The sequence below is a fragment of the Alcaligenes parafaecalis genome (assembly GCF_026344135.1).
Taxonomy (GTDB): Bacteria; Pseudomonadota; Gammaproteobacteria; order Burkholderiales; family Burkholderiaceae_B; genus Alcaligenes; species Alcaligenes parafaecalis.
Map to the genome: position 1 here is coordinate 18,744 of NZ_JAPKNA010000007.1, position 12,662 is coordinate 31,405.

Annotated in this window: 15 protein-coding genes; 4 read left to right on the forward strand and 11 right to left on the reverse strand. The window is 56.5% G+C overall.

The genetic code is table 11. The features are described from left to right. Window positions 1-4: 4 nt before the first annotated feature. From gspN to gspG, 8 genes are read right to left on the reverse strand one after another with little or no spacing between them, the layout of a single operon-like run. Window positions 5-751 (reverse strand): type II secretion system protein N, encoded by a 747-nt coding sequence (gene gspN, locus OSH09_RS17540; RefSeq protein WP_266121726.1) that lies wholly within the window; start codon window positions 749-751, stop codon window positions 5-7. After that, entirely contained in the window at window positions 748-1,299 is a 552-nt protein-coding gene (gene gspM / locus OSH09_RS17545) for a type II secretion system protein GspM (protein WP_266121727.1), read from the reverse strand. Before gspM ends, gspN begins: the two co-directional genes overlap by 4 nt. Further along, window positions 1,296-2,282, reverse strand: a complete 987-nt coding sequence (locus OSH09_RS17550; protein ID WP_266121728.1) for a GspL/Epsl periplasmic domain-containing protein — start codon at window positions 2,280-2,282, stop codon at window positions 1,296-1,298. The genes gspM and OSH09_RS17550 overlap by 4 nt, the downstream gene beginning before the upstream one ends. Continuing rightward, complete coding sequence (gene gspK, locus OSH09_RS17555; RefSeq protein ID WP_266121729.1) at window positions 2,266-3,126, reverse strand: type II secretion system minor pseudopilin GspK; 861 nt, start codon at window positions 3,124-3,126, stop codon at window positions 2,266-2,268. The genes OSH09_RS17550 and gspK overlap by 17 nt, the downstream gene beginning before the upstream one ends. Further along, entirely contained in the window at window positions 3,123-3,722 is a 600-nt protein-coding gene (locus OSH09_RS17560) for a PulJ/GspJ family protein (protein ID WP_266121730.1), read from the reverse strand. Before OSH09_RS17560 ends, gspK begins: the two co-directional genes overlap by 4 nt. Continuing rightward, complete coding sequence (gene gspI, locus OSH09_RS17565) at window positions 3,719-4,063, reverse strand: type II secretion system minor pseudopilin GspI (protein ID WP_266121731.1); 345 nt, start codon at window positions 4,061-4,063, stop codon at window positions 3,719-3,721. The genes OSH09_RS17560 and gspI overlap by 4 nt, the downstream gene beginning before the upstream one ends. An 11-nt stretch (window positions 4,064-4,074) precedes the next feature. Then, a complete protein-coding gene (locus tag OSH09_RS17570) occupies window positions 4,075-4,545 on the reverse strand; it encodes a type II secretion system protein (protein WP_266121732.1) in 471 nt (156 codons plus the stop codon). A 1-nt stretch (window position 4,546) separates the two neighbouring features. After that, entirely contained in the window at window positions 4,547-5,017 is a 471-nt protein-coding gene (gene gspG, locus OSH09_RS17575; RefSeq protein WP_266121733.1) for a type II secretion system major pseudopilin GspG, read from the reverse strand. Between the two features lie 127 nt (window positions 5,018-5,144). On the opposite strand from gspG, the gene OSH09_RS17580 reads away from it, so the two are divergent. Together OSH09_RS17580 and OSH09_RS17585 are read left to right on the forward strand one after the other, a co-directional pair. Next, window positions 5,145-5,585, forward strand: a complete 441-nt coding sequence (locus OSH09_RS17580; RefSeq protein WP_266121734.1) for a hypothetical protein — start codon at window positions 5,145-5,147, stop codon at window positions 5,583-5,585. Between the two features lie 55 nt (window positions 5,586-5,640). Then, window positions 5,641-6,774, forward strand: coding sequence for an HPP family protein (locus OSH09_RS17585; RefSeq protein ID WP_266121735.1), 1,134 nt, complete (start codon window positions 5,641-5,643; stop codon window positions 6,772-6,774). Window positions 6,775-6,863: 89 nt separating this feature from the next. On the opposite strand, the gene hppD is transcribed toward OSH09_RS17585, so the two are convergent. The 3 genes from hppD to OSH09_RS17600 all read right to left on the reverse strand — a co-directional run bounded on the left by hppD (window position 6,864) and on the right by OSH09_RS17600 (window position 10,526). Then, window positions 6,864-7,940, reverse strand: a complete 1,077-nt coding sequence (gene hppD / locus OSH09_RS17590) for a 4-hydroxyphenylpyruvate dioxygenase (RefSeq protein ID WP_222669489.1) — start codon at window positions 7,938-7,940, stop codon at window positions 6,864-6,866. A 267-nt stretch (window positions 7,941-8,207) separates the two neighbouring features. Beyond that, complete coding sequence (locus tag OSH09_RS17595; RefSeq protein WP_207875795.1) at window positions 8,208-8,957, reverse strand: sulfite exporter TauE/SafE family protein; 750 nt, start codon at window positions 8,955-8,957, stop codon at window positions 8,208-8,210. A 150-nt stretch (window positions 8,958-9,107) separates the two neighbouring features. After that, window positions 9,108-10,526, reverse strand: coding sequence for an aspartate ammonia-lyase (locus OSH09_RS17600; RefSeq protein WP_266121736.1), 1,419 nt, complete (start codon window positions 10,524-10,526; stop codon window positions 9,108-9,110). 841 nt (window positions 10,527-11,367) lie between these two features. On the opposite strand from OSH09_RS17600, the gene OSH09_RS17605 reads away from it, so the two are divergent. Next, a complete protein-coding gene (locus tag OSH09_RS17605) occupies window positions 11,368-11,925 on the forward strand; it encodes a MarR family winged helix-turn-helix transcriptional regulator (RefSeq protein WP_207875593.1) in 558 nt (185 codons plus the stop codon). A gap of 111 nt (window positions 11,926-12,036) precedes the next feature. Beyond that, on the forward strand, window positions 12,037-12,642 hold the full coding sequence (locus tag OSH09_RS17610) for a DUF2946 family protein (protein ID WP_266121737.1): 606 nt from the start codon (window positions 12,037-12,039) through the stop codon (window positions 12,640-12,642). Window positions 12,643-12,662 lie beyond the last annotated feature (20 nt).

The following is a 12,662-nucleotide window of genomic DNA, read 5'->3' on the forward strand; positions in this document are numbered from 1 at the left end:
ATCGTTATTCCTGCTTGCTAGTCGTTGTGGCGATTCGCCATTGGGTCACACCCTGACGTTGAGGCCCCAGGGCCTCTAATAATTCTTTGAAGCGTTGATCATCGGCTTGTTTGGCTTGAGCGCGTCCTTCAAACAGCCCGCCATCCGGCCCCCACTGACCTTGTCCTGCCAAGGTCAAATCCCCCGCCAGTGTTCGCAGGCTAAGCTGCACGCCCTTGCCCTTGCGGTTGACGGTCAATTGGTAATCGCCCAGTTCGGCTTGAGCGGCCAAAGCGGATCGTGCATTGCGCCAATCCAGTTCCAGCAAGGGTCCGGTTTCGGCGGCCAGTGCTTGGCTGGGCCAGCGCAATTGCAACTGTCCCTGTGGCTGCACGGTCTGCAATAAAGGATGCAGACGCCCCAACAGCGCGGCGGGAGCGGTCAGGCTTTGACCTGAAATGCGCCAACCTTGCAGGCTGGCTTGCAAACGCACGGGCTGATCGAACCAGGCATGGCTTAACTCCATCTGCGGCCAGGGCGTCAAACGCCAGCGCCAGCTAACAGGGCCAGGGACAGTGCGAGCCAACAAACCCGAGCCCACTACCAATAAGCCCTGCCCAGAAGCCAGGCTGCCATGCGCCGTTTCCAGCCGTAAGGGCAATTGCTCCGCTTGCCAGACCAGCATCACGCGGGCAGGTAAAAACGGCACTGCGGCCAGGAGCAAGAGCAGCGTCAATAATCCCCAGGCACTTATCTTTGCCAGCTTTTTCATGATGGCTCTCCCGCACGCAACACAATGCGGCCATCCAGAAGGCCCGCGCGTTCACGGCTATCCACCACGGAGCGACTCATGCTGACTTCCTGCACCGCAAAGCCCAGAACACGGGGGGCATGCATCAACCAGTCCATCAAGGCAGGCGCCGCCACAGCCTGGCAGACCAGAACCCGCTGCTCAGCCTGCGCCTCCTCTGGCTGGCACTGGCTACCCAAGGTTTGCAAACTACGCTGCAAGGCCTTGTCTTGCCCTTGCGCATCAAGCGGCGCTACCAGCTCTTTATCCAGAACCTGAATCTGGGCCAGCACGGTTTGTAATTGCGCCATCTCGTACTGCAAGCGGGGCAACTCCTGCTTGGCCAAGGCCAGATCACGCACCGCAGGCCGCAAGAGCAGCAACCACAAAAGCATCAGCACCAACAAAGCGCCCAATACCGACAAGGCCAGTTGATCCCGGCGGCTCAGGGCCTGCCAATACTGTCTGGCGGTGGCCAGCTTGCCTTGCAGGTTCAGCAGTACGGGCTTCAAAGCAGTGAACTTGTTCATTGCTGCGCCCCCTGCTGATTGGACTGCTGGGCCGCTTTGCTAAACCCAATTTCCCACTGCCGCGCCGATTCGCCCTGCTTCCATTCCAAATCAGATTCAGCCGCCAAAGGCTGTGCAGGCAGCTCGCTGGCCAGGGTCAAATGCAGTTGCTGATCTTTGAAATTCAATGCCCTTACCTGTCCCTGCAAAGCTGGCCACTGCACCGCACTGGCCATCAACAAACGATCAAAGGGGGCCGAGGCGGGGCTTTTCTCGGCCAGCAAACCATCACGGTGCTGTCTGGCCTGAGTCAAAGGCGCGACGATAACGGGCAGGTGCGGTAAAGCTTGTCGCACAGCCTGCTCCATCTGGGTCTGCGTCTGCTTCATCTGCGAGCGCAAGGATTGCGCCTGCTGCTGCAACACCAGCGTCCAGCTCAACACGGCTGCCAGGGTCCACCACAGACTTTGACGCAGCACACTGCTTCCACCGCTTGATGCCATCTCCGGCATCAACAAAGAGCAAGCCGGTATGGTCAGGCTTTGGCCTTGTCCTTGCCGGTCTTGCTCGTGGCCGTCCGACCAGGCGTACACAGCACTCAAGGGCAAGCCGAACTGACAAGCCTGCTCGCCCAGTGCCAACAAGGGCTGACGCTCCGTCCAGGCCAACTGGCTCATTCCCGACGGCCCGGCGGCAGAGCAGGCCACCCACACCTGTTCGATCGGGCTTAAACACATGGGCTCGACAGCACTGCACGCCACCGCCTGACGTCGAGAGGCGCTGACCGAGGGAATACGCGCTTCGGTGACCGTCGCCATCCCTGCAGGCAAGACCAATTCCAAGGAACGGGCCAAGGCTTTCAAGGCTTGCACCTCTCCCCGCCCCCGGCGCAGCACTTTGGCGCGCTTGTCTCGCAGCACAAAATCCACCGGCTGATCCAGCCGTGGTGGAGAGTCCAAATAAATACGCAGCACTTTGCTCATCACATCAACGAACCCAGACAATCCGGCTGCGATCCGCTGCCCTGTTAATCAGGGCCTGGGTCGCTACCCGGCTATGGTCAAGTCGCAACTCTCCACTTAATAAAAACCATTCACTGCGCACGGTCAGCGTTTGCCCTTCCAGCGCCTCCTGACGTTGCAAACGGGCTTGTACATCGGCCTGATCCCGGAACCACTGGCCCCGGTCACGCTGCTCCAACAAGCCACGCCACTCCACAAGACTGACCGAAGGCTGCACGGCGGCCAGAACCTGGGCGCTGGCGGTATTCACATTCAAGGATTTGGCCTGCGGCAAATAGCTCAGATAAGGTTCTAGCTGCTTGGCCTGTTGGACCGCATTCGGAAAAAAATCCTGCAAATGAGAAGGCCACGGGGCTTGTCCGGCCTGTGCCCGTTCTAGTCGCTGGGCCAGCTCCAAAGCCAAAGAAGGCGGCTGCTGCACACTGCCCAGCAACTGCTCAAGCGCCTGCACGTAAGGAGCCTGCACTCGCCCATCACGCAGCAATAAAGCAAGATTGAATTTGCCCTGTTCGTCCTGGATGTAGCCGGAGAAATAAGCCGCCCGGGTCTTGTCCGGGGTCTCTATCTTCAGCTCGCTCAGGGCCTGAGCCCACAGTCCGCCTTTATGGGTCACCGCCGAACGCTGCGAGTCCAGACGCAGCACCAGCACCGCCCAATCCAGCGCACCGCGCAACAACCAATTGGCCTGCAGGTAATCGCGCTCACTGGCCAGTTGTGTGGCCAAGCCACTTTGGCGTTGCACGATGCCCATGGTGGCAATCGACACCGCCATCACGACAACCAGCGCATTAATCACCGCCATGCCTTGTTGGGATGGGCGCTTCATAGCAACATCACCACTTTGCGGTAAGGATGCTCTTGCCCTTCCAGTTGCACCGTCAGCTCTATGCCAGTCGCGGCTGCCCCGGCTTGCTCTGGCCAGGGCCAACTTTGCCAGCCACGTGCCGGAATCCAGATACGCACATTCCAGGCGCTCACCTGCTCCAGCACATCTTGCAATGGGCCCAGCTCTGGCAAGGGGTACACCGTTCCAGCCTGGGCAATGGCCCGCTGCAACACGCCTTGCTGCAAACGCCATTGAATTTGCTGGGTGCCCGCCCCCGCTTCAGCACGGCGTTCAATCATCAGAATGGCGGGCCCCTCGCCCTGCGCTTGCCAATGAATGCTGGGTGGCAACACCGCTATCGCACCAGTTGGATCGCTTGGACGAGGCACGGCAGGCAGATGCAACTCCAGATCCCGGCCCATTTGGGACAAGGTATTGAACAAAGCCTGGGTCTGGCGCGCCTGTCGGCTTAGCTGCTCATCTGCATGTAAAACAGCATCCAGACCACGCCAGGACATCAGGCTGATCAAGGCCATAATGGTCAAGGCCACCAGCATTTCCACCAGCGTGAAGCCTTCCTGGCCAGCGTCTGTCATGGCAAGGACGCCAAAGTCGCGTGCAGCTCGGCCAGCACAGGGCCTTGGGGGACAAAAGCCTGCACCGTCACCTGACGAAAGAAGCGATTGGCCGTGGCCTGCACCACTTGCTTGCATTGCAGGTTCAAGGAACCCTGACGGCAAGGAGCTACGGTTTCACCTGGCTCGGGAAACAGACGCCGCAAACGCATTTCCGCCACCACACTGTCTACCGCCAGCAAGGCCACACTGCGCTCGTACATAGCCTGGCTGCCAGACGCACTCAAACCCAGTGCCCGCAAGCCCGCCGTCAACGCGACCGAAACAATCGCCAGTGCAATCAATACTTCAATCAAACTCATGCCACGCTCTGTCATGACTGCACATCAAAACGGCCTGTCGGATCGCTGCGTAAATGCAGGACCTCGTGGCCATCATCCAGCTCCAACTGCCGTGGCGCGGACAACCATTCATTCACAAAAACCCACGGTCCTACTGGCTCCAGGCGCACACGCACCGAGTCCAAAGACCAGGATCGCTGGGGAAATAACTGGGCAAAGCGGGCTTGATCGCGCAGCCAGCCCGGTGTGGGGCTGCTGCCATCGGTGACGTCCGGAATCAGGCTGAAACGATAGCCTTGCTGATCTGCCGTCCAGGCCACTTGACGACCACTTTCACGTACATAGCCTTGCAATTCGGCCAGACGCAAGGCCAGTTGACGGGCTTCCCGCTGCAAGCCCTGATCGCGGTCCAGTACCAGCACACTTAAACCTGCGCTGCTGACAATGCCCACGATCAGCAAGACCACCAGGGTCTCGATCAAAGAAAAGCCCCGCTGTGTCACATCAGTCCCAATTGCCTATATCGGCATCACTGCCAGACCCACCGGCCTGCCCGTCCGCTCCCAGCGAGAACACATCAATCTCGCCATGCACGCCGGGTTGCAGATATTGGTAAGGATTGCCCCAAGGGTCGCTGGGCAAGCGGTCCATATATGGACGCCAGTTACGCGGCTCGGGCGGCTGGGTGGGACGCTGATACAGCGCCGACAAGCCTTGAGCCGTGCTGGGGTATCGGCCGTTATCCAGGCGGTACAGCTTCAGCGCCTGTGTCAACGCCGCGATATCCTGACGAGCCGCCACGGCACGAGCCTGGTCAGGACGGTCCATCAGACTGGGGACAACCAGGGCCGCCATAATGCCCATGATGACCACCACCACCATGACCTCAATCAAAGAGAAACCTTGTTGAGCGCGGGACTGAACAGATCCAGCCAAACGACGTGCTGGACTGCGAGATAAAGTAGATCGAGACATGAAGGAAATAAGTCACCCAAAAAAACTCAAGCTCTTGTCATACGGGCTTCATGCAGCACACGCACACTAAGAGCCCTTAAGACAGCCATACGGGCCGTCTGCGAAAGCACTATGCGATGCAGTCTAAATGGGTATTATTTCCGCCATATTTCCGTCACATCTTTGGCTGCGTTTGTGTCAGGCCGGTATCGCGCTGGCTTTGCTCAACCTGCTGATCAACCTGTATCTGCCATCGGACGGCACGATTGCGCCGGTGCTGGATGAAGACCACCGCGAGCAGATCAGCACGCATCAGATCGCGCAATGGTTTGGAGGCAGCACCGCCCTTCCTGAGCTGCGCTTGCACGGCATGATTGTGAGCGGCCAGACTGGCGCGGCCCTGCTCAGCATCAATCAACAGCCGGTACGTGCGTATCGCCCTGGTCAGGAGCTGGCCCCCGGCGTGCTGCTGGATTCGCTGCAGCGTGAACACATTGTGATTACGGTTGATGCCGTACCCCAACAAATCGCCACCGAGCGCAAGGGCCCGGCCATCATTCCCGGTATTCAGCACGGGGCTAAGCCCTGAAGTGAAGTGTTAGCAGTATGATTTAAGGCTGTTTTCCTACTTCCCCCTGATGGGTATGCCTGCTTTACTTCGTCACTGGTTTGACAGCCTGCGCCCCAAGTCGCTGGCCATTGCACGTCCTGAAATGCTGCGTGCCACGCTAGGCGCCACGCTTAGCGTGCTGATTGTTTCCTCCCTTAGCCTGTCCCTGTCAGATTTTGCGCACACACATCACTGGCTGGTGGCGTCCCTGGCTGCCAGCGCCTTGCTGATTTTTCTGGTGCCGACCAGTCCCTTGGCCCAACCCTGGAATGTATTGCTGGGCAATCTGGTGGGCGCCTTGACCGGGATCACTTGCGCCATTCTCCTGCCCCACCCGATTGCCGCCATTACGACGGCCGTGTGTGTGGCCACGCCCATCATGCTGGCCCTGCGCTGCGTGCATCCACCCAGCGTAGCCATGGCCGTGTTCCCGGCGCTCAATGGCATTCAGAACTACGACTTTGTGCTGTTTCCGGTGCTGTTTGATTCCTGCGTGCTGATTCTGCTGGGGATTTTGTACAACCGGCTGACGGGGGTTGCGTATCCGCCTGTTCACAAGCCAGCAGCCCGTCCCGCTACTATCCCGTCCCGTTTTACTGACCAGGATTACGATGCAGCGCTAAGCCATTACAACCAGACGCTGAATATCAGCCACGATGATCTGGAAAAGCTGGTCAGCTATGTGCATCAGTCGGCCTTTCGACGCAATCTGGGCACACGCCGCTGCGCGACCTTGATGAATGATTCGCCCCTGTCCTGCCAGATCAGCACGCCCTTGCAACAAGCCTGGGACATGATGCGCGAGCGCAAGGTCAAAGCCTTGCCGGTGCTGGACCAGAACAAGCATGTGATTGGTATTTTGGCTTTATCAGACTTTTTGCAACGTGCCGGGCTGGATCAGCCGGACAATCTGCGCCAGCGCATCAAGCGCTTTTTAAGTCCCCGCCAGCGTTCGGCCCCGACAGTGGCCGAGATCATGACGACGCCCGCCGTCACCGCCAATGCAAACTGGTCCGTTGCTGAGTTGATTCCTTTATTCAGCCAAGGCCGCCATCGCCATATGCCGGTGGTCAATGATCATAAAGAACTGGTGGGCATGATTACCCAATCGGATCTGATGCTGGAATTGTTCAGAATCTTGCAGCCCTCACGAGCCAAGCAAGAGTAAATAGGCAAAAAAAATCCCCACTGTTCGGCAAACGCCACACAGTGGGGATAGATTCATACCAGCGCTTTTAGCGCTAGAACCGAACCGTCTTAATCAGCTTGCAGTACACCACGGCGCAACTGATCGCGCTCGATGGACTCGAACAAGGCTTTGAAGTTGCCTTCGCCAAAACCATCATCGCCCTTGCGCTGGATGAACTCGAAGAACACAGGGCCCATCACGGTTTCCGAGAAAATCTGCAGCAAGAGACGGCGGTGGCCACCTTCCGATGTGCCATCCAGCAAAATGCCACGGTTCTGCAGCTCTGCTGTTGGCTCGCCGTGCGCAGGCAAGCGGCCTTCCAGCATTTCGTAATAGGTTTGTGGGGGCGCTGTCATAAAGCGCATGCCCATGGCCTTGAGCTGGTCCCAGGAGGCGATCAGGTCATCGGTCAGGAAGGCGACGTGCTGGATGCCCTCCCCATTGAACTGCATCAGGAATTCTTCGATCTGGCCCGAACCCTTGGCCGACTCTTCGTTCAGAGGGATACGGATTTTGCCATCGGGAGCCGTCATGGCTTTGGACGTCAGACCGGTGTACTCGCCCTTGATGTCGAAGTAACGAATCTCGCGGAAATTGAACAGGTGCTCGTAGAACTGGGCCCAATAGGCCATGCGGCCGCGGTACACGTTATGGGTCAGGTGATCGATCTCTTTCAGGCCCGCACCCACAGGGTGGCGGTCCACGCCTTCCAGGTAGACGAAGTCAATATCGTAAATGGAGTTACCTTCGCCAAAACGGTCGATCAGGTACAGAGGCGCGCCGCCAATCCCTTTGATCGCAGGCAAACGCAGTTCCATAGGGCCGGTAGGAATATCAACAGGCTGGGCGCCCAGTTCCAGTGCACGCTCATACGCTTGCTGCGCATCACGCACCCGGAACGCCATGCCGCAGGCCGAAGGGCCGTGTTCGGCAGCAAAATAAGCAGCGTGGCTCTTGGGTTCTTCGTTCAGGATCAGGTTGATCTCGCCCTGACGGTACAAGGACACTTTCTTGGAACGGTGTACCGCCACTTTGGTGAAACCCATCATCGCAAACACAGGTTCCATCACGCCAGGCTGGGGGGCAGCAAATTCGATGAACTCAAAGCCCATCAGGCCCATTGGATTTTCAAACAAGTCAGTCATAGCAGACTCCAACTGTAATCAGGTAATCAAGGATGGCGTAAAACGCCTTGAAACTTGGGCTCAAGCCTTGCAGGGGGGCGCGCAGGATACCCCACGCACACTGCGTGCCAAGTGATCACCAAACAACAATTGAAATCCCAGAAACCTCACAGGCTCTGCTCCAGTGGGCGGGAACCCGAAATGCGCTCCCAGTGCCGACACTTATTATGAGGGGTACAGGCCCGTATCGAATATAGAGCATTACCCTAGAGGCTTAAACCACCTGCCTTAGCGCGCCAGCAACTGAGGGACGGATGACAGCAACATCGCCACCCCGGACAGGGTTAATAGACTTAAAACAATGGCGCGGAATGTGCTTTGGCTGATACCCACATACAGACGTGCGCCCGCCAATACGGGAATCAGCACCGCCAGCATGACCAGCCCGATCGAGGGCAGCATGGACGGAAGAATAGAACCGGAGGCGATATACGCCAGCAAGGTCACGGACAAGGTGGCCAGATTGAAGTTTTGAATCACGGCACGCTGCTCGTCTTTGGGCAGGCCCGTCATGGTGGTCCATAGGGTAGGAATCACCCCGGTCATCCCGCCCAGACCGCCCATCACACCACCAATCAAACCCGCCAGGGCATTGGCCAGGCGACTGCGCACGCGCACATGGCCCAGACGACTGGACATCAGCATGATGGGGCACCAGATCACCATCAAGGTGCCCAAAAACGCCTTGAACACCGCCGCATCCAGAAAAGGCAGCAGATACGTTCCCAAAGGCACGCCGAGCAGGCCACCGAACAAGAAAGGCAAGAGAATCTGCCAGTACGACGTGCGTCGCCGGGTAAAGGCGGCAATCATCTGTCCCGTCCAGGCACCACACACCGCCAGCACCGCCGCCAGTTGGGGCTCCAGAAACCAGGCCCAGCAGGACATGGCCACCATACCGAAGGCAAAGCCCGACAGGCCCTGCACAAAACCCGCCACAATGGCGCCAAAGGCAACCGCCAGATAAACCGACTCCATATTCCCCTGCTGCTCCTGCATGTAGACAAGGCCACAGTATCCCTCTTCTACAAAATGAGCGGGCAGAAAAAAGCCTCCAAAATGGAGGCTTCCCAAACTAAAACCGGCGTCGGCCAACTTAGGGCCAAATCAGGCCTGGTTCAGATTGGTTCAGGCTGGGTCAGCAGCACGCAGATCACGAGGTTGGATCAGCGATTCAGCACGCAACACATCGTTCAGGGTCTCGGCGTCCATCAAACCACGCTTGAGAACCACGTCACGAATATTGGCACCGGTCTGGAAGGCTTCAGCGGCCACCGAGGTTGCCGCTTTGTAACCGATAAACGGATTCAAGGCAGTGACCAGGGAAATGGAACGCTCAATATTGCTTTCCAGGCATTCACGGTTGGCAGTGATACCCACCACGCAGAACTGGGTCAGCGTGTCGCACGCATTGCTCAACAAAGCCATGCTACGCAGCAGGGAGTGAATAATCACAGGCTCAAACGCGTTCAACTGCAATTGACCGGCTTCAGCAGCCATTGTCACGGTCATGTCAGCGCCGATAACTTCAAAGGCAACCTGGTTGACCACTTCCGGGATCACGGGGTTGACTTTACCGGGCATGATGGACGAACCAGCTTGCACGGCGGGCAGACAAATTTCACCCATACCAGCACGAGGACCGCTAGAGAGCAGACGCAAGTCGTTGGACAACTTGGACAGCTTGACGGCAGCACGCTTCAACACGCCCGACAGGTGCAGGAAACCGCCGCAATCCTGGGTAGCTTCGATCAAGTCCGCAGAAACGCGCAGTTGAACGCCAGACAGATCGGACAACGCAGCCACAGCCAACTGAGCGTACTCAGGATGAGCCGTGATACCCGTACCAATCGCAGTACCACCCAGATTCACGTCGCACATCAGTTTGCGCGATTCTTTCAGGCGCACAATGTCTTCGTTAATCATGGTGGCAAATGCGTTGAACTCCTGACCCAGGGTCATGGGCACAGCGTCTTGCAACTGGGTGCGGCCAATCTTCATGTACGAGGAGAATTCCGCGGACTTTTTCAGGAAGGCATCACGCAGACGCTCCATGGCGGCAAACAACGGGTCCAGCGAACGGTAGGCAGCCAGGTGCAAAGCCGTTGGGTAGACGTCGTTGGTGCTTTGGGCCATGTTCACATCTTCATTGGGATGAAGATATTGGTACTCGCCGCGCTTGTGACCCATATGTTCCAAGGCCAGGTTACAAATAACCTCGTTGGCATTCATATTGGTCGAGGTACCTGCGCCACCCTGAATCATGTCTACCACGAAATGCTCGTGACACTTGCCAGTCTGTACGGCCTGACATGCGGCCACAATGGCGTCGTGCTTATCCTGTTCCAGCAAACCCAGTTTGAAATTGGCCTGAGCAGCGGCCTGCTTGACCAGCGCCAAAGCATTAATCAGTTCCGGGTAAGTTGAAATAGGCGTACCGGTAATGTGGAAATTCTCCTTGGCACGCAAGGTATGAACACCATAATAGACTTCATCGGGGACTTGGCGGTCTCCCAGCAAATCATGTTCGATACGGAACTGACTCATAATTCCTTCGTTTCCTTAATAACGATAGCAAGACTTTTTTGATACGCCTCATACTCGATCCCGGACTGTAAACGGAACAAAGCCCTACCATTTCTTGCGAACTTGGCAGGGGCTCGGGGACATGCTGGCAAATACCGCTAATAAGCTTTGGATAATGCTTGTATCCAAATCCGGAAAGCAAAGGCCCGTAAAAAACGGGCCTCTATTGCAATCCGCCAAGCGGGGTGAATGATCCAACCGCCTTTTTTGAAGGCATCGTCGAGCTCGGGAAGCGCTGTGAACATTGTAAACGCCGTGCGCTCGCATGCGCGTCGTTTTGCGGTTTTTCTTGGTTTGCGCCGCCTTATCTTCCTGACTGACAGTTGAAAACCTGCTTACTTTAGCGGTGTATCTCCGATATAGCTCACTCATCTTGTTGGTAACAAGAGTCTGGCACTTTGAACACGAGCGTTGCGTGCTTGCATCATTTTGATGCGTTTAAGCCATAAGACTCACAACACACGATCAAAAGTCATGTCCTTGCCTACTCAGTTTGAAGTCCCGAAACCTTGCAGTTTGAGAAAAAACGGAAGGCGAAAGAGTATACACAGGCATTAAGACTATTCTATAAACGCATGGCCGCTTATACTGAAAAAAACTGGTCTTATTTTACTAAATGAAAATTCCTGATCAATAAAAGATGTTTAAATCAGTAAAAATGGAATTAAAAAATAAGATAAATTTCCACATTAAAAGCAGCGGCTCAGTAATAAAAGAAAGCAAACCTGATTTTATTGGGTTTTGTTGATTCTTTCTAAATAACTACTGCTCTTTGCCGCGCACTCCTTAACGGCACAGCACTATGAAATTACTCGATCTGAAATACCAAACTATCCTGAGCGAATCCCACCGCCAGGCTCACCCCAAAACCGAGGATATCGAACTGTGTTTACGCGTTCTGTCGCTGGCCTCCAGCATTAATCGCGCTTCCAGCACAGTTCTGAATGAGTTTGGCCTGTCCGAAGGCCGTCTTGTCCTCCTGTTTTTGCTTAGCCGCCAGCCCTCTGGCCTAAGCCCTGCCCTCCTGGCAGAACAGGCAGGCGTTACCCGCGCCACCATTACCGGCTTGCTTGACGGGCTGGAACAGCAGCAACTGCTGGTGCGCCAAAACAATACCTCGGACCGCCGTGTGCTCACTGTTAAACTCACCGAAGCCGGACAAGAGTTGTGCGAGCACCTGCTGCCCTATTACATCGAGTGGCTCTCGGGTGTCTTTAGCCATGTGCCCCAGGATGTGCGCGAACGCTTGTCCAATTTGTTATCCAGAGCCCTGAAAGGCGATGACACCCCGGAAATCAAAGTTGAAAAGCCTCTTTCGCACGGAATCCCCGGAACCATGCAGCGCAGTTATATGGCTTAAGGCATCAACCCGCCTTGCCCAGGGGCTGACTTTCCTGTCAGCCCAACACCATCAAGGGTGGCACCGATACGGTTGCCACCCTTTGTTTTCGTCCCTGCAAGGCTGATGCTTATGGATGCTGCTGTTATTGATGCCATGAAAAAATGGCCCAATGTACCTGCCGTCAGCGGGTATATTTCTTTGGATCAGTCCGGCCATTGGCGACATCATCCGGCTGGCGATGCCAACCAGCATCCCGATCAGATTGGAGAGCGTATTGCCCATCAGGGCTTGCTGGCATTTTTCAATCGCAACTACCAATCGGATGAGCAAGGCCGCTGGTTTATCCAGAATGGTCCACAGCGCGTCTATATACGTCTGGATGCCGCCCCCCTGATTGTGTCTTTGGCAGAAGATCAGGCCCATTTGCAAGACCACACCGGCCGCCCGGTCGAGACCATCCAGGCCTGGTTCATCAGTGCTGATGGCATGCTGTATCTGCGCATATCAGCAGGCCCGGCCTTGCTGGCAGGCCGCGATATGCCCGCTCTGCTGGAACAGCTACGAAATCCGGCGCAACAAGGGCTGGACAGCCTGGACCTGGAGCAGCCCAATCAAAGTACTGGCTGGCATTTACCCGCCTACCCCACGCCGAGTTCCCTGACAGTCTGGTCTTCCTGCGTGTCGCCCGCCGAGGAATTGGCGTATATTGTTTTGCCAGAGCCCGATCCCACTTGAACCGCCATCACAGAATCTGC

Bases quoted from the DNA above. Each gene is read 5' to 3' on its own strand.
- gspN (WP_266121726.1), bottom strand. From the start codon at position 751: ATGAAAAAGCTGGCAAAGATAAGTGCCTGGGGATTATTGACGCTGCTC.
- gspI (WP_266121731.1), bottom strand. From the start codon at position 4,063: ATGAGTTTGATTGAAGTATTGATTGCACTGGCGATTGTTTCGGTCGCG.
- OSH09_RS17610 (WP_266121737.1), top strand. From the start codon at position 12,037: ATGGATGCTGCTGTTATTGATGCCATGAAAAAATGGCCCAATGTACCT.
- OSH09_RS17560 (WP_266121730.1), bottom strand. From the start codon at position 3,722: ATGACAGACGCTGGCCAGGAAGGCTTCACGCTGGTGGAAATGCTGGTG.
- OSH09_RS17595 (WP_207875795.1), bottom strand. From the start codon at position 8,957: ATGGAGTCGGTTTATCTGGCGGTTGCCTTTGGCGCCATTGTGGCGGGT.
- gspG (WP_266121733.1), bottom strand. From the start codon at position 5,017: ATGTCTCGATCTACTTTATCTCGCAGTCCAGCACGTCGTTTGGCTGGA.
- gspM (WP_266121727.1), bottom strand. From the start codon at position 1,299: ATGAACAAGTTCACTGCTTTGAAGCCCGTACTGCTGAACCTGCAAGGC.
- OSH09_RS17585 (WP_266121735.1), top strand. From the start codon at position 5,641: ATGCCTGCTTTACTTCGTCACTGGTTTGACAGCCTGCGCCCCAAGTCG.
- hppD (WP_222669489.1), bottom strand. From the start codon at position 7,940: ATGACTGACTTGTTTGAAAATCCAATGGGCCTGATGGGCTTTGAGTTC.
- OSH09_RS17600 (WP_266121736.1), bottom strand. From the start codon at position 10,526: ATGAGTCAGTTCCGTATCGAACATGATTTGCTGGGAGACCGCCAAGTC.
- OSH09_RS17605 (WP_207875593.1), top strand. From the start codon at position 11,368: ATGAAATTACTCGATCTGAAATACCAAACTATCCTGAGCGAATCCCAC.
- OSH09_RS17580 (WP_266121734.1), top strand. From the start codon at position 5,145: ATGGGTATTATTTCCGCCATATTTCCGTCACATCTTTGGCTGCGTTTG.
- gspK (WP_266121729.1), bottom strand. From the start codon at position 3,126: ATGAAGCGCCCATCCCAACAAGGCATGGCGGTGATTAATGCGCTGGTT.